Origin of the sequence: Pseudomonas neuropathica (assembly GCF_015461835.1) — a bacterium.
In the GTDB taxonomy this organism is placed as follows: Bacteria; Pseudomonadota; Gammaproteobacteria; order Pseudomonadales; family Pseudomonadaceae; genus Aquipseudomonas; species Aquipseudomonas neuropathica.
This window is the reverse complement of sequence record NZ_JACOPX010000021.1, coordinates 42,180-61,599: the sequence shown is the minus strand read 5'-3', so window position 1 is coordinate 61,599 and position 19,420 is coordinate 42,180. Positions and strand designations below refer to the sequence as shown.

General features: G+C 59.6%; 19 protein-coding genes. 12 read left to right on the top strand and 7 right to left on the bottom strand.

Translation table 11 applies throughout. The annotated features are described in order from the left end of the window. Positions 1-252: 252 nt before the first annotated feature. The 3 genes from H8F23_RS25900 (at position 253) to H8F23_RS25890 (ending at position 5,283) form a co-directional block, all read left to right on the top strand. The gene (locus H8F23_RS25900; RefSeq protein WP_093438007.1) at positions 253-1,611 is read left to right on the top strand and encodes a TolC family outer membrane protein; all 1,359 of its coding nucleotides are present in this window, start codon (positions 253-255) and stop codon (positions 1,609-1,611) included. 140 nt (positions 1,612-1,751) lie between these two features. Continuing rightward, positions 1,752-3,911, top strand: coding sequence for a type I secretion system permease/ATPase (locus tag H8F23_RS25895; RefSeq protein ID WP_194936265.1), 2,160 nt, complete (start codon positions 1,752-1,754; stop codon positions 3,909-3,911). 10 nt (positions 3,912-3,921) lie between these two features. Next, positions 3,922-5,283, top strand: a complete 1,362-nt coding sequence (locus tag H8F23_RS25890; protein ID WP_194936264.1) for an HlyD family type I secretion periplasmic adaptor subunit — start codon at positions 3,922-3,924, stop codon at positions 5,281-5,283. 121 nt (positions 5,284-5,404) lie between these two features. Here the strand turns inward: H8F23_RS25890 and H8F23_RS25885 are convergent, their stop codons facing one another. Further along, on the bottom strand, positions 5,405-6,001 hold the full coding sequence (locus H8F23_RS25885) for a tRNA-uridine aminocarboxypropyltransferase (RefSeq protein ID WP_194936263.1): 597 nt from the start codon (positions 5,999-6,001) through the stop codon (positions 5,405-5,407). 5 nt (positions 6,002-6,006) lie between these two features. Further along, positions 6,007-6,900 carry a LysR family transcriptional regulator gene (locus H8F23_RS25880; RefSeq protein WP_007956593.1) on the bottom strand — a complete coding sequence of 298 codons (894 nt, stop codon included), beginning with the start codon at positions 6,898-6,900 and terminating at the stop codon, positions 6,007-6,009. Positions 6,901-7,295: 395 nt separating this feature from the next. Between H8F23_RS25880 and speB the strand changes: the two genes are divergently transcribed. The 6 genes from speB to H8F23_RS25850 all read left to right on the top strand — a co-directional run bounded on the left by speB (position 7,296) and on the right by H8F23_RS25850 (position 12,877). Further along, a complete protein-coding gene (gene speB / locus H8F23_RS25875) occupies positions 7,296-8,246 on the top strand; it encodes an agmatinase (protein WP_003222717.1) in 951 nt (316 codons plus the stop codon). 10 nt (positions 8,247-8,256) lie between these two features. Continuing rightward, a complete protein-coding gene (locus H8F23_RS25870; RefSeq protein ID WP_194936262.1) occupies positions 8,257-8,679 on the top strand; it encodes a YybH family protein in 423 nt (140 codons plus the stop codon). A 55-nt stretch (positions 8,680-8,734) separates the two neighbouring features. Then, positions 8,735-10,237 (top strand): purine-cytosine permease family protein, encoded by a 1,503-nt coding sequence (locus tag H8F23_RS25865; protein WP_194936261.1) that lies wholly within the window; start codon positions 8,735-8,737, stop codon positions 10,235-10,237. A gap of 156 nt (positions 10,238-10,393) precedes the next feature. Next, positions 10,394-11,773 (top strand): sodium:solute symporter, encoded by a 1,380-nt coding sequence (locus H8F23_RS25860; protein WP_116254442.1) that lies wholly within the window; start codon positions 10,394-10,396, stop codon positions 11,771-11,773. 86 nt (positions 11,774-11,859) lie between these two features. Continuing rightward, positions 11,860-12,585, top strand: a complete 726-nt coding sequence (locus tag H8F23_RS25855) for an MBL fold metallo-hydrolase (protein ID WP_194936260.1) — start codon at positions 11,860-11,862, stop codon at positions 12,583-12,585. Between the two features lie 43 nt (positions 12,586-12,628). Next, positions 12,629-12,877, top strand: a complete 249-nt coding sequence (locus H8F23_RS25850) for a phosphopantetheine-containing protein (RefSeq protein WP_034153223.1) — start codon at positions 12,629-12,631, stop codon at positions 12,875-12,877. 104 nt (positions 12,878-12,981) lie between these two features. On the opposite strand, the gene H8F23_RS29070 is transcribed toward H8F23_RS25850, so the two are convergent. Both H8F23_RS29070 and ptrR read right to left on the bottom strand, forming a co-directional pair. After that, positions 12,982-13,110 carry a PA1414 family protein gene (locus H8F23_RS29070; RefSeq protein WP_267464134.1) on the bottom strand — a complete coding sequence of 43 codons (129 nt, stop codon included), beginning with the start codon at positions 13,108-13,110 and terminating at the stop codon, positions 12,982-12,984. A 142-nt stretch (positions 13,111-13,252) separates the two neighbouring features. Continuing rightward, positions 13,253-14,146, bottom strand: a complete 894-nt coding sequence (gene ptrR / locus H8F23_RS25845; RefSeq protein ID WP_194936259.1) for a putrescine utilization regulator PtrR — start codon at positions 14,144-14,146, stop codon at positions 13,253-13,255. A gap of 104 nt (positions 14,147-14,250) precedes the next feature. On the opposite strand from ptrR, the gene H8F23_RS25840 reads away from it, so the two are divergent. Continuing rightward, a complete protein-coding gene (locus H8F23_RS25840; RefSeq protein WP_194936258.1) occupies positions 14,251-15,432 on the top strand; it encodes an MFS transporter in 1,182 nt (393 codons plus the stop codon). On the opposite strand, the gene H8F23_RS25835 is transcribed toward H8F23_RS25840, so the two are convergent. From H8F23_RS25835 to H8F23_RS25825, 3 genes are all read right to left on the bottom strand, one after another. Then, complete coding sequence (locus H8F23_RS25835; protein ID WP_194936257.1) at positions 15,377-16,309, bottom strand: DMT family transporter; 933 nt, start codon at positions 16,307-16,309, stop codon at positions 15,377-15,379. The two genes, H8F23_RS25840 and H8F23_RS25835, sit on opposite strands and share 56 nt — an antisense overlap. 241 nt (positions 16,310-16,550) lie before the next feature. Further along, on the bottom strand, positions 16,551-16,955 hold the full coding sequence (locus tag H8F23_RS25830; RefSeq protein ID WP_194936256.1) for a DUF2177 family protein: 405 nt from the start codon (positions 16,953-16,955) through the stop codon (positions 16,551-16,553). Between the two features lie 103 nt (positions 16,956-17,058). After that, positions 17,059-17,895 carry a CvfB family protein gene (locus H8F23_RS25825; protein ID WP_038363672.1) on the bottom strand — a complete coding sequence of 279 codons (837 nt, stop codon included), beginning with the start codon at positions 17,893-17,895 and terminating at the stop codon, positions 17,059-17,061. Positions 17,896-18,235: 340 nt separating this feature from the next. On the opposite strand from H8F23_RS25825, the gene H8F23_RS25820 reads away from it, so the two are divergent. Both H8F23_RS25820 and H8F23_RS25815 read left to right on the top strand, forming a co-directional pair. After that, entirely contained in the window at positions 18,236-18,424 is a 189-nt protein-coding gene (locus H8F23_RS25820) for a hypothetical protein (protein ID WP_170844885.1), read from the top strand. A gap of 205 nt (positions 18,425-18,629) precedes the next feature. Next, complete coding sequence (locus H8F23_RS25815) at positions 18,630-19,346, top strand: TorF family putative porin (RefSeq protein WP_194936255.1); 717 nt, start codon at positions 18,630-18,632, stop codon at positions 19,344-19,346. Positions 19,347-19,420: the final 74 nt, after the last annotated feature.

The window sequence follows — 19,420 nt, the reverse complement described above, 5'->3', positions numbered from 1 at the left end:
TGAATGGAACTTTCCTCAAGCCTTTTTGCGCTCCCTAAAGCGCATAAAACAAAGGCTTTCATGCTGAACAATGTGCCGGTTTTTACAAAGCGCATAAGTTTTTTTCGGCATAAGCCTTATGAAAATTTTTTCTTAGCTACGCTTCAGGATGTTCTTAGCTCTGTTGTTACAAGAGTGAAACGCCTACACCTAAAAATATCGTCAAATATTTGGCGACAGTAACACACCATCAGGACTCAGGGAGATGCACCCATGCGCGTTCTAACCCCCCTCTGCAGCGCGGTTTTGCTGGCCATGGCTTGCACTTCTCAAGCTCAGGCCATGAACCTCACCGAGGCGATCCAAAGCACCATCGCCACTCACCCGGAACTGGCCTCGCGCGTGGACGCCCGCCTGTCGGCTGATGAACAAGTCAAAGTCGCCAAGGGCGGCTTCTATCCGTCCGTCGATTTGAACGCCGCCTATGGCCGTGGCTACAGCGACAACACCAACACCCGGGCCTTCGGTAATCACCACACCGAAATCCTCAATTACACCCAGTCCGAGCTGCGCCTGCGGCAGATGCTGTTCGACGGTTTCAACACCGCCAACGAAGTCGAGCGCACCAAAGGCGTCTCCAATTCGCGCGCGTACTACGCGCAAGGCACCGCCCAGGATCTGGCCCTGCGCACCATCGAGGTCTACCTCGAAGTGCTCAAGCGCCGCGAACTGGTGACCCTGGCTCGCAACAACCTGCAGGCGCACTTGCGGGTCAACGATCAGATTGGCCTGCGCACCGAGCGGGGTGTCGGCAGTACCGCCGACTCCGATCAATCGGTTGCGCGTAAAGCGCTGGCGCAGAACAACCTCGACACCGCCGAAGTCGATCTGTCTGACGCCGAAGCCAACTTCTACAGCGTCGTCGGGCGCATGCCCGATGAGCTGGAAACCCCGGCCTCGACCCGTGGCGAACTGCCGACCGAATTGCGTGAAGCCCAGCAGAGCATGGTCGACAACAACCCGTATCTGAAGTCCGCCCAGGCTGACGTGCAATCGGCCGAGAGCCAGTACGAAGTCGCCAAGTCGCCGTTCTATCCACGCTTCGACGCGGAAGCGGCCGTCGGCGCGAACAACAATGTGCAAGGCGATGAAGGCCACGACAACGAATGGCGCGTCGGTGTGGTGATGAACTACAACCTATTCCGTGGCGGCAGCGACAAGGCGCGCCTGGCCTCCGATGCGCACCAGATCAATCAGGCGATGGACATCCGCAACAACGCCCTGCGTCAACTCAACGAGAACATTCGCCTGGCCTGGAACGCCATGCAGAACGCGAAGAAACAGACCCCGACCGCACGCGAATACGCGGAAACCACCAAACGCGTACGCGCCGCGTATCAGGATCAGTTTGGCCTCGGCCAACGCACCCTGCTCGACTTGCTCGACAGTGAAAACGAGCTTTACAACGCCAACCGTCGCTACACCGAAATCCGCTACACCGAGGAATATTCGATGTACCGCGTGCTGGCGAACATGGGCCAGTTGCTGAGCAAACAACGGGTGGTGCTGCCGGCCGATGCGATCGCCGCGACCGAAGTGAAAAACGAAGCGCGCCTGCCCGAGCTGAAGTAGCGATCTTGATCGTTCCCACGCTCTGCGTGGGAACGCAGCCCGTGACGCTCCGCGTCACTGGACGCAGAGCGTCCCTAGAGGCATTCCCACGCAGAGCGTGGGAACGATCAACCTGAGCCCGTTCAACAGAGGCGATCAATATGACCAGCATGGAACCCGGCCACACCGGGATCGATCCGCGGCTGAGCTTCGATGATCCGTTACTCGACGGTCTGTTGATCCTCTGCAAACTGCATGGCGCGACAGTCAGCCGCGCCAGCCTGAGTGCCGGGCTGCCGCTGAACAAGCAACGCCTGAGCCTCGACCTGCTGCCCCGCGCAGCCGCCCGGGCCGGGTTGCAGGCGCGGATTCTGCGCCGTGAACTGAAAGACATTTCACCACTGAATCTGCCGATTCTGCTGCTGCTCAACAACGGCCGCACCGCCGTATTGCGGCGTTTCGGCGAAGACGGCAAAGCGCTGATCCTGCCCAGCGAAGCCGACGGCGGTGAGCAATGGATCAGCCGCGACGAACTCAATGAGCACTACAGCGGCCAAGCCTTGTTCGCTCGGCCGCGCCACGAACTCGAAGACCTGCGCTCGCCGCTGGTGCCACGGGTGCATGCGTGGTTTCGCGACACCCTGAAGCTGTCGAAATGGCTCTACAGCGATGCGATTCTCGCCAGTTTCCTGATCAACCTTTTAGGCCTGATGGTGCCGCTGTTCGTCATGCAGACCTACGACCGCGTGGTGCCGAATCAGGCCACCTCGACCTTGTGGGTGCTGTCGATCGGTTTGCTGATCGGCACCGGGTTTGAACTGGTCCTGCGGGTGGTCCGTGCGCACCTGCTCGACACCGCCGGCAAGAAAACCGATGTGATCCTTTCCGCGACTTTATTTGAACGCATCACCGGCATGTCGATGAAGGCACGGCCGGCGACCATTGGCGGTTTCGCCCAGAGCATTCATGACTTTCAGGGCCTGCGTGAATTCCTCACAGCGGTGACCCTGACCAGCCTGATCGACCTGCCCTTCGTCGTGCTGATGCTGGTGGTGATCGGCCTGCTCGGCGGCTGGCTGGTGGTGATTCCGCTGCTGGCGTTTCCGATCACGATTATCTTTGCCCTGGCGATTCAGGTGCGCCTGCGCGACACCGTGCAGAAAAGCCTGAGCCTAGGCGCCGAACGCCAGGCGGTGCTGATCGAAACCCTCGGTGGCCTGGAAACCCTCAAGGCTTGCAGCGCCGAAAGCGAGCGCCAGCACAAATGGGAGAGCACCCACGGCGCCCTCACCCGCCTCGACAGCCACGCACGCAATCTGTCGGCGCTGGCCACTAACGGCACATTGTTCATTCAACAATTCTCGGGGATGGCGACGATTGTCGCCGGGGTCTACAGCATCATCGCTGGTAACCTCAGCGTCGGTGCGCTGGTCGCCAGTTACATGCTCGGCAGCCGTGTACTTGCGCCGCTGGGGCAGATTGCCGGGCTGATCACCCGCTATCAGCAAGCGCAACTGACCATGAAAAGCACCGATGCGCTGATGGCCCTGCCGCAGGAACGCGACGGCAAGCAGCGGCCGCTGGAGCGCACGCAACTGCAAGGCGCGCTGGACGTCAACGGCGTGACCTTTCATTACAACGGCCAGAATGCGCCGGCACTGAGCAATGTTTCGTTCAGCCTGAAACCCGGTGAACGAGTCGGCATCATCGGCCGCAGCGGCTCGGGCAAAAGCACCTTGGCGCGATTGGTCATGGGCTTTTATGAACCCGAGGAAGGCCAACTGCTGCTCGACGGCCTCGACCTGCGCCAACTTGATGTTGCTGACCTGCGTCAGCAGATCGGCTACGTCGCTCACGATCTGCCGGTGCTGGCCGGCAGCCTGCGTGACAACCTGACCCTCGGCGCACGTTACATCAGCGATGCGCGGATGCTCGAAGTCGCCGAACTGACGGGCGTTACCGAACTTGCCCGCCAGCATCCGCAAGGTTTCGACCGGCCGGTGGGCGAGCGCGGGCAATTGCTCTCCGGCGGTCAACGTCAGGCCGTTTTGCTGGCGCGATCGCTGCTGCTCGACCCGCCGATCATGCTGCTCGACGAACCCACCAGTGCCATGGACAACAGCAGCGAAGACCAACTGCGGCAGAAGCTGCACGGCTGGGTGCAAGGCAAGACACTGCTGCTGGTCACCCACCGCACTTCAATGCTGAGTCTGGTGGACCGCTTGCTGGTGCTGGACAACGGCCGGGTCGTCGCCGACGGTCCGAAAGAAGCGGTCATCGATGCGCTGCGCAAGGGCCGTGTCGGCTCGGCGGCGGTTTAGGAGTTGCCCCATGTCTGCTTCCTCCGATAGCAAATCGCGCGGCTACTTCGACAGTTTCGGCAAAAGCGCCGAAGCCGAATTCATGCCGGAAACCGCCGGTGCCTCGTTACAGGATTCGCCGCGCTGGTCGCGAATCACCGTGTGGCTGGCGGCGGCGCTGTTGATCAGCGCGGTGGTCTGGGCCAAATTCGCCGTGCTCGAAGAAGTGACCATGGGCGAAGGCAAGGCGATTCCATCGAGCAAGGTGCAGGTGATCCAGAACCTTGAAGGCGGGATCGTCACCGAGATTTTCGTCCGCGAAGGACAAATGGTGAACAAGGGCGACACGTTGCTGCGCCTGGATGACACACGCTTTCGCTCGAACAAGGGTGAGAGCGAGGCCGATCGTTATGCATTGACCGCGCAGGTCGAGCGGCTGTCGGCGGAGGCCGAAGGCCGGCCGTTCAAGCTCTCCGATGAGGTGATCGCCAAGGCACCGCAAGTCGCCGAAGACGAACGCTCGCTGTACGACCAGCGCCAGCGCCGACTGGCCAGCGAACAGCGTACGCTTAGCGAACAGCTGCGGCAGAAGACTCAGGAGCTGGCGGAGTTTCGTTCCAAACAGGGCCAATTCAGTTCCAGCCTGGCGCTGTTGCAGCAAGAGATGAACATGTCTGAACCGCTGGTGAAAACCGGTGCGGTGTCACCCGTGGAAATCCTCCGGCTGAAACGCAGCGCCGTGGAAATCCGTGGCTCGCTGAACGCCACCACGCTGGCGATTCCCCGCGCCGAATCGGCGATTGCCGAGATCCGCAGCAAGATCGACGAATCCGAGCAGACCTTCCGTTCCGAGGCGGCCAAGGAGCTGAACGAGAAACGTACGGACCTGTCGAAAATCACTGCCACCAGCATCGCCATCGACGACCGTGTCAGCCGCACCACCGTGACCTCACCGGTGCATGGCGTGATCAAGCAATTGAAGGTCAACACCATTGGCGGTGTGGTTCAGCCGGGCAGCGACATGGTCGAAATCGTGCCGCTGGAAGACAACCTGCTGATCGAGGCCAAGGTGCGCCCGCAGGACGTCGCGTTCCTGCATCCGGGCCAGAAAGCCATGGTCAAGTTCAGTGCCTACGACTACACGATTTACGGTGGGCTGAGTGCCAAGCTGGAATTGATCGGTGCGGACACGATTACCGATGACAAGGGCAACAGCTTTTATCTGATTCAGGTGCGTACCGATAAAAACCATTTGGGTGGGGATGTGAAACCGTTGCTGATTATTCCGGGGATGGTGGCGACGGTGGACATTATTACCGGGGAGAAAAGTGTCTTGGATTACCTGCTCAAACCCGTGCTGAAAGCGCGGACCGAGGCGATGCGCGAACGGTAAATCTCGCTGTAACCTGCGTTGACTGAACAATTGCTATCGCGAGCAGGCTCACTCCTACATTTGGAATGCGTTCCCCCTGTAGGAGTGAGCCTGCTCGCGATAGCGCCAGTCCAAACGACAATTATCTATCGGCATGGTTACGCTGGAAGGTCTCCGCCCCCATCGCCGCAATCTGCCCCTCGATCAACGCTTCGAACGGCTTGAGCAACGGCTCGAATGACGCCGGCGCCTCCAGCGTCTGCAACGCCTGCACAATCGCCTCAATGGTCGACAGCGCCCCAGGTCCCGGTGCCTTGCGCAAGCGATACCGCGACACCCCGCCCTCGGCCAGCGTCACCCGTGGCAGCGCCGCCAGCAGCGGATTAAGGTGCAACATCTTGCGCGCCTTGCGCCAGGTGCCATCCGGAACGACCAGCAACAGTGGTTCATCAGACTCGCCGTAAGCCTGCATCGGTTGCGCATCGTCGGCAGGGAACAACAACCGCGCCTGATACCCCGGGCGGCTCAACAGTGCCGGCAAATCCTCGAACACCTCACCGACGATCAGCTCGGCATTGCTCAATCCCAGGGCTGCCAGACGCGCGGTATTCAACGCGTGATTAACCTCGCTCGGATGCTGCAACAGCAACACCCGCGTGCGACTGTCGAGGCTGGGGATCAGTGGGCACAGGCAATGGGTTTGTGGGCGCGAGCAGCGCGGGCATTGAGGTCTGGACATCGTTCTTAGGCCTGATTGAGCTGTGCTTTAAGCAAATCACGGAAGGTCTGGATCAGCGGCTCGCGACTTCGGCCGCGGCGCATGATCATCGAAAACGGCGCCTGGTAACCGAAGGTCGCCGGCAGCAACACACGCAAGTCACCCTTGTCGGCCCAAGCCTGAGCGTAATGCTCCGGCAAGTAGCCGATGTAGGCGCCGGACAGCACCAGAATCAGCTGCGCTTCCATGCTTTCCACGGTGGCGGCGCTGTGTTTGAAGCCGTGCCGGGCCAGCTCGGCCTGGCTCCAGTAACCGCGCCCGACCATGCGTTGCTGGGTGATGACTTGTTCGGGAATCCGCCGCTCGTTGAATAACGGATGGCGGCTACTGCAATACAACCAGTGCTGTTCACGGTACAGCGGCATGTAGACCAGACCGCTCATGCGCGTGGAAAACGCACCGATGGCCAGATCGAGACGGTTGTCCTGCACACCGAGTTGCAGTTCGTACGGGCTCATCACCGACAAATGCAAATGCACCGCCGGGTGTTCCTGACTGTAAGCGCCGATGGCTTCGGCGAACGGCAAGGCCTTGTCGCTGACGGTGGAATCGATGACGCCGAGGTTGAGCGTGCCACGCAATTCGCCCTTGAGCGCGGCGGCGTATTGCTCGAAACCTTCGAGCTCGGCGAGCAGGCGCAGGGTTTCCTGATGGAACAGCTCACCCTTGCTGGTCAGGCTGAACCCGCCACGCCCGCGATGGCACAACACCAGGCCGAGCGCGGCTTCGAGCTGGCTCATGTAGGTGCTGATCGCCGAGGTCGACAGGTTGAGTTCCTGCTGTGCGTTGGCAAAACCCTGATGACGCACGACGCTGACGAAGATGCGCAACAGTTTCAGGTCGGGTAAAGCGTTGGCCATGTCTACTCCGGGCTTTAGAGATGTGTTGCCTGATAGAACCTTCCCTCACCCCAGCCCTCTCCCGGAGGGAGAGGGAGCCGACCGCGGTGTTCTCAGGATGCACATCGACCTGTGATATCGAGTCGAACTCAGGATTCGAACGCAATGGAGATCAGCTCCCTCTCCTAGGGGAGAGGGCTGGGGTGAGGGCAGCAATATCCAGCCGATCACAATCTTGAACCCGCCAAAGTCTAATCCCAGCCTCGCCATTAGTTTAGAAAAATCTGAACTAAGTTTTTGCCCGTAGCGATTCTTTCCCCCCACTACATTTCGCATCATCGGCCCCACAGCGGCGTCCGAACCCGTGCTCCACGGCGCGCCGACATAAATAAAACAAAGACGATGAGGCCTTACCCGTGGACAAGATTCTTCACCAACCACTGGGCGGCAACGAAATGCCGCGCTTCGGCGGCATCGCCACCATGCTCCGACTCCCCCATGTACCGACCGCCGCTGGCCTGGACGCTGCCTTTGTTGGCGTGCCCCTGGACATCGGTACTTCGCTGCGCCCCGGCACCCGCTTCGGGCCACGCGACATCCGCACCGAATCGGTGATGATTCGCCCGTACAACATGGCCACCGGCGCGGCGCCATTCGACTCGCTGTCGGTCGCCGATATCGGTGACGTGGCGATCAACACCTTCAACCTGCTCGACGCCGTGCGCATCATCGAAGAAGCCTACGACAACATCCTCGAGCACAACGTGATCCCGATGACCCTGGGTGGCGACCACACCATCACCCTGCCGATCCTGCGGGCGATTCATAAAAAGCACGGCAAGGTCGGTCTGGTGCACATCGATGCTCACGCTGACGTCAACGATCACATGTTCGGCGAGAAGATTGCTCACGGTACGACCTTCCGTCGCGCCGTCGAAGAAGGCCTTCTGGACTGCGACCGCGTGGTGCAAATTGGTTTGCGTGCGCAGGGTTACACCGCTGATGACTTCAACTGGAGCCGCGATCAGGGCTTCCGCGTTGTTCAAGCCGAAGAGTGCTGGCACAAGTCGCTGGCGCCACTGATGGCCGAAGTGCGCGAGAAAGTCGGCGGCGGTCCGGTTTATTTGAGCTTCGACATCGACGGCATCGATCCGGCCTGGGCACCGGGCACCGGCACCCCGGAAATCGGTGGTCTGACGACCATTCAGGCGATTGAAATCGTTCGCGGCTGCCAAGGCCTCGACCTGATCGGTTGCGATCTGGTAGAAGTCTCGCCCGCTTATGACACCACCGGCAACACCTCGCTGCTGGCCGCCAACCTGCTGTACGAAATGCTCTGCGTACTGCCTGGCGTGGTCCATCGCTGAGGGTCGGGTCATGAACGAACGTGATCAGGTTTTGCAAGCGGCCGCCGATCTGGTGACCGCCTTCGCCCGTAACGATCGCGAAGCTTACTTCGGCGCCTTCAGCGCCGATGCAAGTTTCGTTTTCTACACCCTCGAACAGCCGCTGCTGTCGCGCGACGCCTATCAGGCCTTGTGGGACAGCTGGCGCGCCGAGGATGGCTTCGAGGTGCTTGCGTGCACGTCGAGCAACGCTTTCGTCAGCCTGCAAGGTGACGTGGCGATTTTCATCCATGACGTGGCCACCGAGCTGCGCATGCAAGGGGAGCAACACTTCAGCCAGGAGCGCGAGACGATTGTTTTCAAGAAACAAGCGTCGAGCCTAGAACAACAAGGCCATTGGCTGGCCTGCCACGAACATTTGTCCGCAATGCCGGAAGGGCTGCCATCCCCTTAGCCAAGACAGGTGACGCTCACGCACGATGAGCGCGCCTTTATGATCGGAGCAGATCATGAATAACAACAACAACGACCAAAGCCTTACGCAGATTGAAACCCACGGGGTCGAACAGATCCCGGACCACGAACGCAGCGCAGGCCCGACGGACTTGTTCCGGATGATCTTCGGTGGTTCGAATACCTTTGCCACCGCCGTGCTCGGCAGTTTCCCGGTGCTGTTCGGTCTGTCTTTTCAGGCCGGCGTCTGGGCGATTGTGTCGGGCGTGCTGCTTGGCTCGCTGATCCTCGCACCGATGGGCCTGTTCGGCCCGCTCAACGGCACCAACAATGCCGTGTCGTCGGGTGCGCATTTCGGCGTGCATGGGCGCATCGTCGGTTCGTTCCTGTCGCTGTTGACCGCTATCGCGTTTTTCTCGCTCTCGGTGTGGAGTTCGGGGGATGCGCTGATCGGTGGTGCGAAACGCTTGATCGGTCTGCCGGAAACCGACCTGACTTTGGGCCTGGCCTACGGTCTGTTCGCGATCCTGGTCCTGACCGTGTGCATCTACGGCTTCCGCTTTTTGCTGTGGGTGAACAAGATCGCAGTGTGGAGCGCCAGCCTGCTATTCCTGCTGGGCATCTTCGCCTTCGCCGGTCCTTTCGATGTGAACTACGCCGGTACGGTGAGCCTCGGTCAGCCAGGCTTCTGGGCCGCGTTCATCGGCGCCGCGCTGGTAGCCATGAGCAACCCGATTTCATTCGGCGCGTTCCTCGGCGACTGGTCGCGTTACATCCCGCGTGACACCTCTAAACAACGGATCATGGCAGCGGTCGTGCTGTCGCAGATCGCCACGTTCATCCCGTTCCTGTTCGGCCTGGCCACCGCGACCATCGTCGCGATCAAGGCGCCGGACTACATCGCGGCGAACAACTATGTCGGCGGTTTGCTGGCGGTGTCGCCGAGCTGGTTCTTCCTGCCGGTGTGCCTGATTGCGGTGATCGGCGGCATGTCCACCGGCACCACCTCGCTGTATGGCACCGGGCTGGACATGTCCAGCGTATTCCCTCGCGTGCTGTCGCGAGTGAAAGCGACGCTGCTGATCGGCGTGCTGTCGATTGCCTTCATCTTCATCGGGCGCTTCGCGGCCAACCTGGTGCAGAGCGTGTCGACCTTCGCCGTGCTGATCATCACCTGCACCACGCCATGGATGGTGATCATGATCATCGGCCTCTTGGTGCGTCGCGGCTTCTACTGCCCGGATGACCTGCAAGTGTTCACGCGCGGCGAACAGGGCGGTCGCTACTGGTTCAGCCACGGCTGGAACTGGCGCGGTCTGGGCGCATGGATCCCGAGCGCGGCGGTCGGTTTGTGCTTCGTCAATTTGCCGGGGCAGTTCGTCGGCCCGTTGGGTGAAATGGCCGGCGGCATCGACATCAGTTTGCCGGTGACCCTGGGCCTGGCTTCGGTGGTGTACCTGACGCTGCTGAGCCTGTTCCCGGAACCGCGCGAAGTGTTCGGCCCGACGGATGCGCGCAGCCAAGTCGTGGAAAAACCTGAACTGCGCCAAGCCGCCTGATTAAACATAAAACCCTGTAGGAGTGAGCCTGCTCGCGATGACTGCAGCACATCCAACATCGATGTGACTGAAAGACCGCTATCGCGAGCAGGCGAAGGCCTACAAGGGAAATGATTTTGGCCTCAACATAAAAAAGACAATCGGAGACACGCCATCATGGCTTTGGATTTATTCGTCGTCCTCATCTACGCCGCCGGCATGCTCTTGCTTGGCTACTTCGGCATGCGCAAGGCCAAGACCAACGAGGACTTTCTCGTGGCCGGTCGTAACCTCGGCCCAAGCTTGTACATGGGCACCATGGCCGCGACTGTTCTGGGTGGCGCGTCGACCGTCGGCACCGTGCGCCTGGGCTACGTGCACGGCATCTCCGGTTTCTGGCTGTGCGCGGCTCTGGGTTGCGGCATCGTTGCGCTGAACCTGTTCCTCGCCAAACCGCTGCTGAAACTGAAGATCTACACCGTTACCCAGGTCCTGGAAAAACGCTACAACCCGATGGCCCGCTCGGCGAGCGCGGCGATCATGCTGGCCTACGCACTGATGATCGGCGTGACCTCGATCCTGGCGATCGGCACCGTCCTGCAAGTGCTGTTCGGCCTTCCATTCTGGGTGTCGGTATTGCTCGGCGGTGGCGTGGTGGTGATCTACTCGGCCATCGGCGGTATGTGGTCGCTGACCCTGACCGACATCGTCCAGTTCATCATCAAGACCGTGGGCCTGATGTTCATCCTGTTGCCGATCTGCCTGTACCGCGTCGGCGGTTGGGACGAACTGGTGCTGAAACTGCCGGCGACTGCCTTCAGCTTCACCACAATCGGCTGGGACACGATCATCACCTACTTCATGATCTACTTCTTCGGCATCCTGATCGGTCAGGACATCTGGCAACGGGTGTTCACCGTCAAGACCGCCAAAGTCGCGCAATACGCCGGCAGCATCGCCGGCATCTACTGCATCATCTACGGCTTGGCCTGCGCGCTGATCGGCATGGCTGCACACGTGCTGATCCCGGATCTGGACAACGTCAACAACGCCTTTGCCGCCATCGTCAAACTGTCGCTGCCGGACGGCATCCGTGGCCTGGTGATCGCTGCAGCACTGGCGGCAATGATGTCCACCGCCAGCGCTGGCCTGCTCGCCGCCGCCACCACGCTGACTGAAGACTTGCTGCCGAAGCTGCGTGGCGGCAAACAGTCGAGCCTGGGCGTCAACCGCCTGTTTACCCTGCTGACCGGTGTCGTGGTGCTGGGTATCGCGCTGGTGGTAAATGACGTTATCAGCGCCCTCACCCTCGCCTACAACCTGTTGGTAGGCGGCATGCTGGTTCCGCTGATCGGTGCGATATTCTGGAAACGCGCAACCACCGCCGGCGCCATCGCCAGCATGGGCCTGGGTTTCGCCACCGCACTGCTGTTCATGTTCAAGGACGGTCTGGATGCCAATACGCCGATCTACTACAGCCTGGCGGTGGGTCTGGTGAGTTTTGTCGTGGTCAGCCTCGCCTCGCGCCGTCCTGTCTCGGTGGCCCGCGCGATCTAAGCTGAAACATAACGACTTGATGCTTTCTTCGACGAGTGTGGCGTCGGTTGCCACACTCGTTTTTTTACGCTTGGAGAAAAGTACCGATGAAGATCGTTTCTCGTGATCAGTGGTTTGAAGTGCAGCACCTGAGCGATGGCATTCGGTTGATTCACGAGCCGTATATCCGCCCGTTCTACCGCTGCAACCTCTGGCATGTGCAGGGCCGTGACAAAGACCTGCTGCTGGACAGCGGCTCAGGACTGGTCAGCCTGCGCGAACAGTTGCCGTGGATTACCGAGCGGCCACTGGTGGCAGTGGCCAGTCATTGCCACTTCGACCATATCGCCGGGCATCACGAATTTGCTGAACGGCTAGTGCATCCGGCCGAAGCGGACATTCTGGCCGCGCCGGATGGCGAAAACGACTTGAGCCGCGCTTTCGTTGGCGACGACATGTTCGAAGCGCATCCGGATTGCCCGTTGTGCTACGCCGAATACCGTGTCAAAGCTGCGCCGGCGACCGGGTTTGTCGAGGACGGTGATGTGCTCGATCTGGGCAATCGCACGCTGCAGGTGCTGCACACGCCGGGGCATTCGCCGGGCGGGATCAGCCTGTATGAGGCGGCGACGGAAACGTTATTCAGCGGCGACATCATCTACGACGGGCCGCTGATCGAAGACGCCTACCACTCCAATCTTGAGGATTACGCCACCAGTCTGCGACGTTTGCAGGCGTTGCCGATCCGCACGGTGCATGGCGGGCATTTCGGCAGTTTTTCCGGGGAGCATTTGCGCTCAATGATTGACGAGTGGTTGCGCGGCCACGCCTGAGGCCTGCTTCACTCAAGCACAACAACAATCAGAAATATCTGCCATGAGAAGAGCTGCTGTGCGTGCCGCCGTGCACCGATATATCCGGCGTCTGTTGGAAACCCGCGAATTCAACGACAACACCAGCCTTGTGCAACTGGGCCTGGAGAAAGCCGATATCGAAGATCTGATCTTTCATCTGGAAGATGAATTCGGACTGACGGCGTTCACCGCCGAGGAGGACCGGATGCTCAAGACCGCGAAGACCGCGAATGACTTGAGCCGGTTTTTGCTGGAAATCGGGCGGCACTGAAAACAAAAGATCGCAGCCTTCGGCAGCTCCTACACGGATTAATGCAGGAGCTGCCGAAGACTGCGATCTCTTGATCTTGAATCCTTGATCTCGGATCGGGGGCGTTACCGGCGCCGTTGTTGACGGCGGCGCTGCTCGTCATCGGTGCGGATCGGGACAGGTTGCAGAGGCGGTTCGATCAAGCCAAGGGCAACACCCAAGTCTTGCAGCCAGTTTTGAATTTTCTCTTTCATCGTCATGCCCCCTTCAGGGTGGTGCTGAGCGGCCGGAATTCTGAGGCCGCTTCGCACTGATAATAGTCCGAAGTCCTACGTAATGCTCGGCGAAATCCGCAATGATCTGTTACTGAATTGAACAGAATATGCCGCCATTGGTTCAGGCTGTTTCTCGGGTTTCAATCTGAGCCGCAGGATAGACAGCCTGCTGCACCTCGATCCATGCATTGAGGTTGGCGCCGACCATGCCCTTGCGCCACATGAGCCACGTTGTCGCACCCACAAATGGCTCGGCCAATGGATGCACCGCGACGCTGTCACGCCCCGGCAGACTGGCCAGCATCGACTCCGACATCAGCGCCACGCCACTGCCGGCAATCACACAGGCGAGCATGCCTTGATACGACTCGATCTCCATCGCCCGGCCCATGGTCGCCTGATAGTGCGAAAACCAAGCCTCCAGGCGCATGCGGTAGGAACAGCCGCGACGAAAGGTGAACACCGAACGCCCTTCAACATCCCGCGCGCTGCGCACCGGCGGATGATCGATTTCAGTGATCAACACCAACCGCTCCTCGCACAACGGCACGCCGTCGAGCCCGGCGAGTTCCAGCGGGCCGTCGACCAACGCGGCATCAAGGCGCCCGGTGAGCAACCCCTCCAGCAACTCGCCACTCGGTGCTGACTGCACTTGCAGATTCACCGCAGGATAGCGCTTGTGATACTGCGCCAGCAGCGCCGGCAGGTGAATCGCCGCCGTGCTGTACATGGTGCCCAGAGTGAAGTCACCGGCGGGTTTGCCGCCCATCACCGCCGCACTGGCCTGATCGCGCAGGGCGAAGAGTTTGCTGGTGTAGTCCAGCAGGACTTTTCCCGCAGGCGACAGTTGCAAACGCTGACGCTCACGGACGAATAACTCGACACCGAGCTGCTCCTCCAGTTGCTTGAGCCGGGTCGAAAGATTCGATGGCACGCGGTGCAGGCGTTCCGCAGCGCGGGTGATGGAACCTTCCTCGGCCACGGCCTGGAAGATCCGTAGTTGGCTGAATTCCACAACCTTTCTCCAGAACAGAACAAGTTACTCACTATTATTCAATTTAAAAGAAAGTCAATCAGTCCTAGCCTGACGGTCATTGATCCTTCAAAGGAATCCCGACCATGTCGCCCCTGATTCGCTTATCTGCCTGCTTCGTGGCCCTGATGATGGCCATGGGCATCGGACGTTTCGCTCTCACCCCGCAAATGCCGCACCTGCTCAGCGAAGGTCAGATCGACCTGACAGCCGCTGGTCTGATTGCAGCGGCCAACTACCTCGGTTACTTGCTCGGCGCGGTGGACGCGATGTTCGCCCATCGACCGCAACAGGTTCAGCGGCGCCTGCACGGTGGCTTGTGGCTGTGTGTGCTGCTGACCCTGGCATCGTTCTGGGCCGATGGTTTTTGGTCGCACCTGGTGCTGCGCTTCGGCACCGGGGTGGCGAGTGCCTGGGTGCTGGTGATGATCACGACTTTAAGCCAACCGTTGGCAGCGGCAGCGGGTCGTCCACGTTTGGGCGCACTGGTATTCGCCGGACCGGGCTTAGGGATTTTTCTGACAGGATTGCTGGCACTGGTCTCACATCTGCTCAACCAGACTTCCGCGACGTTGTGGCTGATTTACGCAGCGGCTGCGTTGGTGATGATGCTGAGCGTCTGGCGACTGCTGCCTAAGCCCGTCGCAACGGCTGCGGTTGCTGTGGCGGCAGGCAATCCATCGAATCGCGGCATCGGGCGGCTGGCCGTGATTTATGCGCTGTACGGCGTCGGCTACATCATTCCCGCGACCTTCCTGTCGCAGATGGCCAACGCGCAGTTTCGCGGGCAATGGCAGGCGGACTTGTTCTGGCCGTGCTTCGGTGTGGCTGCGGCGCTTGGGGTGTTGCTGGTGAGCTTGCGGCGTCACGACCCAGAAACAACTCGTCACTGGTTGATGACGACGCTGTGGTTGCAAGCGGCCGGAGTGTTCGCTTGCCTGCTGGGCAGCGGCATTGGCCTCGCGTTGGGGGTGATGCTGTGCGGCACGCCATTCCTGGCGTGCATGCAATTGGTCATGCAGCGCTCACGAGAATTGGCACCGCACGCCACTCAGCGCAATGCCGGCATGCTCACTGCCTGTTTCGCCGTCGGTCAACTCAGCGGCCCGTTGCTGGCGGCGCTGAGCAGCCATTTCAGCGGCGGTTTGCAGCCAGCATTGGTCATCGCCGGCAGCGGATTGTTGATTGCCGGCGGTCTGGCGATGCAGTCGACTAGCGCTGGCCCAGCGCTTTGCGCAAACGCCGACGCAGCCACTGCTCGGCGCTGACAAAAGTGATGCCGAGCAACACCAGCACCGCGCCGATGATGAAGTTCAGGCTTAACGCTTCGCCGAGCAAAATCACCCCGAAGGTCACGCCAAACAGCGGTGTCATGAACGAAAACACCGCTAGGTTGGCCGCCAGATAACGGCGCAACAACCAGAACCAGATCAGGTAGCTGAAGAACGACACCACCAGGCCCTGGAACAATACGCTGGCCACCGCTACGGGGGTCAGGCTGACGTGAGTGATCTGGCCGCTGAACAGCGCGATCAGCAGCAGGCCGAGGAAGCCGACGATCAACTGATAGAACAGGGTCAGCGTCACCGGCGCTTCTGACAGGCGCGAGGCGCGCACTACCACCGTGGTCGCGCCCCAACAGGCACCAGCCAGCACGCCAAAGGCATCGCCGAGCAGCATGCGCCGGTCGAGGTTGTCCCACGACACGCCGCCGGCGAAGGCAATCGCGATGCCGATAAACGCAAGCAGAATGCCCAGCCATTGCAGCGGTCGCAGCCGCTCACTGGCCAACAGAAAATGTACGCCCAACGCGGTGAAAATCGGCGCGGTATAGAGGAACACCGACATGTGCGCGGCGGTGGTCAGTTGCAAGCCTTCGGCGATGAAGAAGAACTCCAGACCGAACAAGGCACCGGCCAGCAATCCACCGCGCCAGGTGTTGCCGACCTGATCCCAGCCGCCTTTCCAGCAGATCAGCAAACCGACCAGCAGCGCGGAAATTCCCGAGCGCCCCGCCGCTTGCATGACTGGCGCAATGTCCGGCGCCGCCCATTTGATCATCACCTGCTGCACGCCCCAGATCAGGCAAAGACCGATCATCACTTGCAGGGCAAAACTGTCGGCATTGCGCCGCTCGACACTCACCGCAACACCTCGAATACACACAACATGGCAGGCCATCCAATGGTCAGAAAACAGTGTCGAGGATTATCAATGACTCGGGCGCAAAAAGCCGTCTGGAAAAGACATTTTGTGCTTCATCGGCGCCAGTGGTGAATGGCTGTCGGCTACGCCATCATTCGCGAGCAAGCTCGCTTCCACTTTGGAATGCGTTCCCCTGTGGGAGCGAGCCCGCTCGCGAAGAGGCCGGCATTGCCAACCCAGACTACCGATCAGATATGCCAAACCGTTTAGCCAACAAAAACCCGACGCTACAAGCCACAGCAGTAGCAAACGTCCCCCACGCCCAATCCATCAGCGTCACCTGCACCGACCAGCCACGCAACGTCGCCCAATTGGTCAGGTCATAGGTGCCATAAGCCACCAGTCCCAACAACGCGCCCCGCTTCGCCGCCCACTGCCAGGTCGCCGCCGGCAGCACCACAAACACCACGCAACCAAAAACATACAGGCAATAAAAAACCGCTGCAGGAATCAGCAGCGGTTTTTCGAGCATCAGCGGGCCGAGCAGTTCGCGATAGGTCGGCGCCATCAACAGGCCAAGCCAGATACCGTCGAGCAACAGAAACGCAATCAGCGTCGCAACATAGGCAACCAGAGACTTCTTCATCACACCCGCCCTCATGTAGGAGCTGCCGAAGGCTGCGATCTGTTGATCTTCAAAGTCAAAAGATCGCAGCCTTCGGCAGCTCCTACATGGGGCCAGCGGTGTCTCAGGTTAGTTCAATGCGATCGGCATGAATGACGATCTTGCCTTCCTTGTACAGCGAGCCGATGGCCTTCTTGAAGTTGCCTTTGCTGACGCCAAACAGGCTGCTGATCAACGCCGGATCGCTCTTGTCGCTGACCGGCAATGTGCCGCTGTTGTCACGCAACTTGGCGAGGATCTTCGAGTTCAGGCTGCTGGCCGCTTCCTGGCCAACCGGTTGCAGGCTCAAGGCGATTTTGCCGTCGGCACGCACTTCCTTGATGTAGCCCTTCTCAATCATGCCGGCGCGCATGAACTTGAAGATTTCGTTCTTGTGAATCAAACCCCAGTGCTTGTTGTTGATGATCGCCTTGAAGCCCATGTCGGTGGCTTCGGCAACCAGCAGATCAACTTCCTGACCCTGACTGTAATTGGCCGGAGTCTTGTCGAGGTAGCGATCCAGTCGCGCAGTGGCGGTGATACGGCGGGTGTGCTTGTCGAGGTAGACATGCACCACGCAGTATTCGCCGGCGGTCATCTGGCGCTTCTCTTCGGAATACGGCAGCAACAGATCCTTCGGCAGCCCCCAATCGAGGAACACACCGATGCTGTTGACTTCAACGACTTTCAGACTGGCAAATTCGCCGACCTGCACTTTCGGTTTTTCCGTGGTGGCGAGAAGTTTGTCTTCGCTGTCCAGATAAACAAAAACGTTGAGCCAATCTTCATCTTCGGTCGGAATATCTTTCGGGATATAACGATTAGGCAAAAGAATCTCGCCATCGGCACCGCCATCCAGATATAAACCGAAGTTAGTGTGTTTAACCACTTGCAAACTGTTGTAACGCCCGACTAAAGCCATTTCCAGAACCCTCATTGCGTGGGCGGCATTCTACCCGTTTTTATCGTGGCCGTCGGGTGACAGATCGGCACGCTTGTGAAACCGGCTCAACACCTTGATTTTTCTCGGGCGCAGCCGGGCCGAGGTGCCGCTCGTCAGACAGACACGAACGCTCATGACTGAATATTTCAATGCACGCGCACATAAATGTTGTTATTTAAAACAGCAGGTTAGCCGGATATTTCGAATATTGGATCGAGAATAATGCAGCAATGCGGTTGGTTATTCCGGGGGATATTTACCAAGCAATTGTCAAGTTATTCCTGTACGATGCCTGGCCGAGTTACTTTTCTACAGGTTAATGGCCGCCATGCGTGTAAAAGCATCCTCCAGCAAAGCAAAGCCAGCTCCAGCCGTTGAAACCAGCGAATCGATCAACGATCAGATCGCAGCGTTTCTCAAGTCTGGTGGCGAGATCCAGCAAATTGCCAAAGGCGTCAGTGGCCAGACATTCGGCCCGTCCAAGCAGATCAGCCTGGGCAAGAAGTAACACCGGTTTTACACCCGTCCAGAGGCGCTTTGAGCTTTGAAGCGCCTGGACTGGCACCGCGTAACCTCCCTCCTTTTTAAACAAAATTCCTTGTAAATCGACGAACGGCCTTCAATGCCGATCATTCGCCGGTATCCTTGCACGCGTCTAGATCAAGCGTTTCAGCAGGCCTGCCGCCCTGCCCTCGCTGTTCATGGAGTGACGCATGCGCAGAACATCCTGTTTATTACTCGTAGGCCTTCTGGCCAGCGCGACCGCGCACGCGCAGATTTTCCAGCGTGAACTCGGCGACTTCGACCTCAAACTCGGAACCACGCCCACGCGCAGCATGGCTCAAGGCCTGGTCAAACCGGCGGCAGTCGGTTCCTTCCATGGCGGCCTCGACCTGAGCCACGACAGCGGCCTCTATGTCGGCCAGTACGCACCGAGCATGGGCATCTCCCCGGGCAAGAACCTCGAAATCGATTCCTACGTCGGTTTTAAACAGCCTTTCGATCAGACCCTCGGCTATGAAGTCGGCATGATCCACTACAGCTATCCCAAGGTAGACACCCTCGACAGCCAGGAGCTGTTCGGTGGCCTGACCTTGCTCGGTAGTCGTTTCGGCGTGGCCTTCAGCAATGACCCGGATAAACAGAACAACACGTTGTTTGCCGATCTTGGCGGCAACCAGCCATTTGGCATCGGCGTCAGCATGAAATACACCACCCACCAACTGAACACGCCAGTGGCCGTGGACGGTGGTTATGTCGGCAGTTTTACCGATTGGTCGGTGAAATTGTCCCGACCGTTCATGGGCGTCGACCTCGACCTGATCTACAGCAACTCCAGCCTCAGCGGCAGCGATTGCTCGGCCTATTCCGGGCACAACAGCGAGTGCGACGGCCTCGTCACCCTCAAGGCTGCGCGCGCGTTCTATTGATTGGCTGAACTGCCGGGTTCATTCTGCGTTCACATAGGAATCAGTCCCTCGAAGCCAGGCTCACGCAAGGATTC

What these genes read in the sequence shown, in the direction of transcription:
- H8F23_RS25855 (WP_194936260.1), top strand. Translation starts at nt 11,860, where the DNA reads ATGAAGATCGTTTCTCGTGATCAGTGGTTTGAAGTGCAGCACCTGAGC.
- H8F23_RS25840 (WP_194936258.1), top strand. Translation starts at nt 14,251, where the DNA reads ATGTCGCCCCTGATTCGCTTATCTGCCTGCTTCGTGGCCCTGATGATG.
- H8F23_RS25815 (WP_194936255.1), top strand. Translation starts at nt 18,630, where the DNA reads ATGCGCAGAACATCCTGTTTATTACTCGTAGGCCTTCTGGCCAGCGCG.
- H8F23_RS25870 (WP_194936262.1), top strand. Translation starts at nt 8,257, where the DNA reads ATGAACGAACGTGATCAGGTTTTGCAAGCGGCCGCCGATCTGGTGACC.
- H8F23_RS25865 (WP_194936261.1), top strand. Translation starts at nt 8,735, where the DNA reads ATGAATAACAACAACAACGACCAAAGCCTTACGCAGATTGAAACCCAC.
- H8F23_RS25885 (WP_194936263.1), bottom strand. Translation starts at nt 6,001, where the DNA reads ATGTCCAGACCTCAATGCCCGCGCTGCTCGCGCCCACAAACCCATTGC.
- H8F23_RS25895 (WP_194936265.1), top strand. Translation starts at nt 1,752, where the DNA reads ATGACCAGCATGGAACCCGGCCACACCGGGATCGATCCGCGGCTGAGC.
- H8F23_RS25860 (WP_116254442.1), top strand. Translation starts at nt 10,394, where the DNA reads ATGGCTTTGGATTTATTCGTCGTCCTCATCTACGCCGCCGGCATGCTC.
- H8F23_RS29070 (WP_267464134.1), bottom strand. Translation starts at nt 13,110, where the DNA reads ATGAAAGAGAAAATTCAAAACTGGCTGCAAGACTTGGGTGTTGCCCTT.
- H8F23_RS25820 (WP_170844885.1), top strand. Translation starts at nt 18,236, where the DNA reads ATGGCCGCCATGCGTGTAAAAGCATCCTCCAGCAAAGCAAAGCCAGCT.
- H8F23_RS25890 (WP_194936264.1), top strand. Translation starts at nt 3,922, where the DNA reads ATGTCTGCTTCCTCCGATAGCAAATCGCGCGGCTACTTCGACAGTTTC.
- H8F23_RS25825 (WP_038363672.1), bottom strand. Translation starts at nt 17,895, where the DNA reads ATGGCTTTAGTCGGGCGTTACAACAGTTTGCAAGTGGTTAAACACACT.
- H8F23_RS25830 (WP_194936256.1), bottom strand. Translation starts at nt 16,955, where the DNA reads ATGAAGAAGTCTCTGGTTGCCTATGTTGCGACGCTGATTGCGTTTCTG.
- H8F23_RS25900 (WP_093438007.1), top strand. Translation starts at nt 253, where the DNA reads ATGCGCGTTCTAACCCCCCTCTGCAGCGCGGTTTTGCTGGCCATGGCT.
- H8F23_RS25880 (WP_007956593.1), bottom strand. Translation starts at nt 6,900, where the DNA reads ATGGCCAACGCTTTACCCGACCTGAAACTGTTGCGCATCTTCGTCAGC.
- H8F23_RS25850 (WP_034153223.1), top strand. Translation starts at nt 12,629, where the DNA reads ATGAGAAGAGCTGCTGTGCGTGCCGCCGTGCACCGATATATCCGGCGT.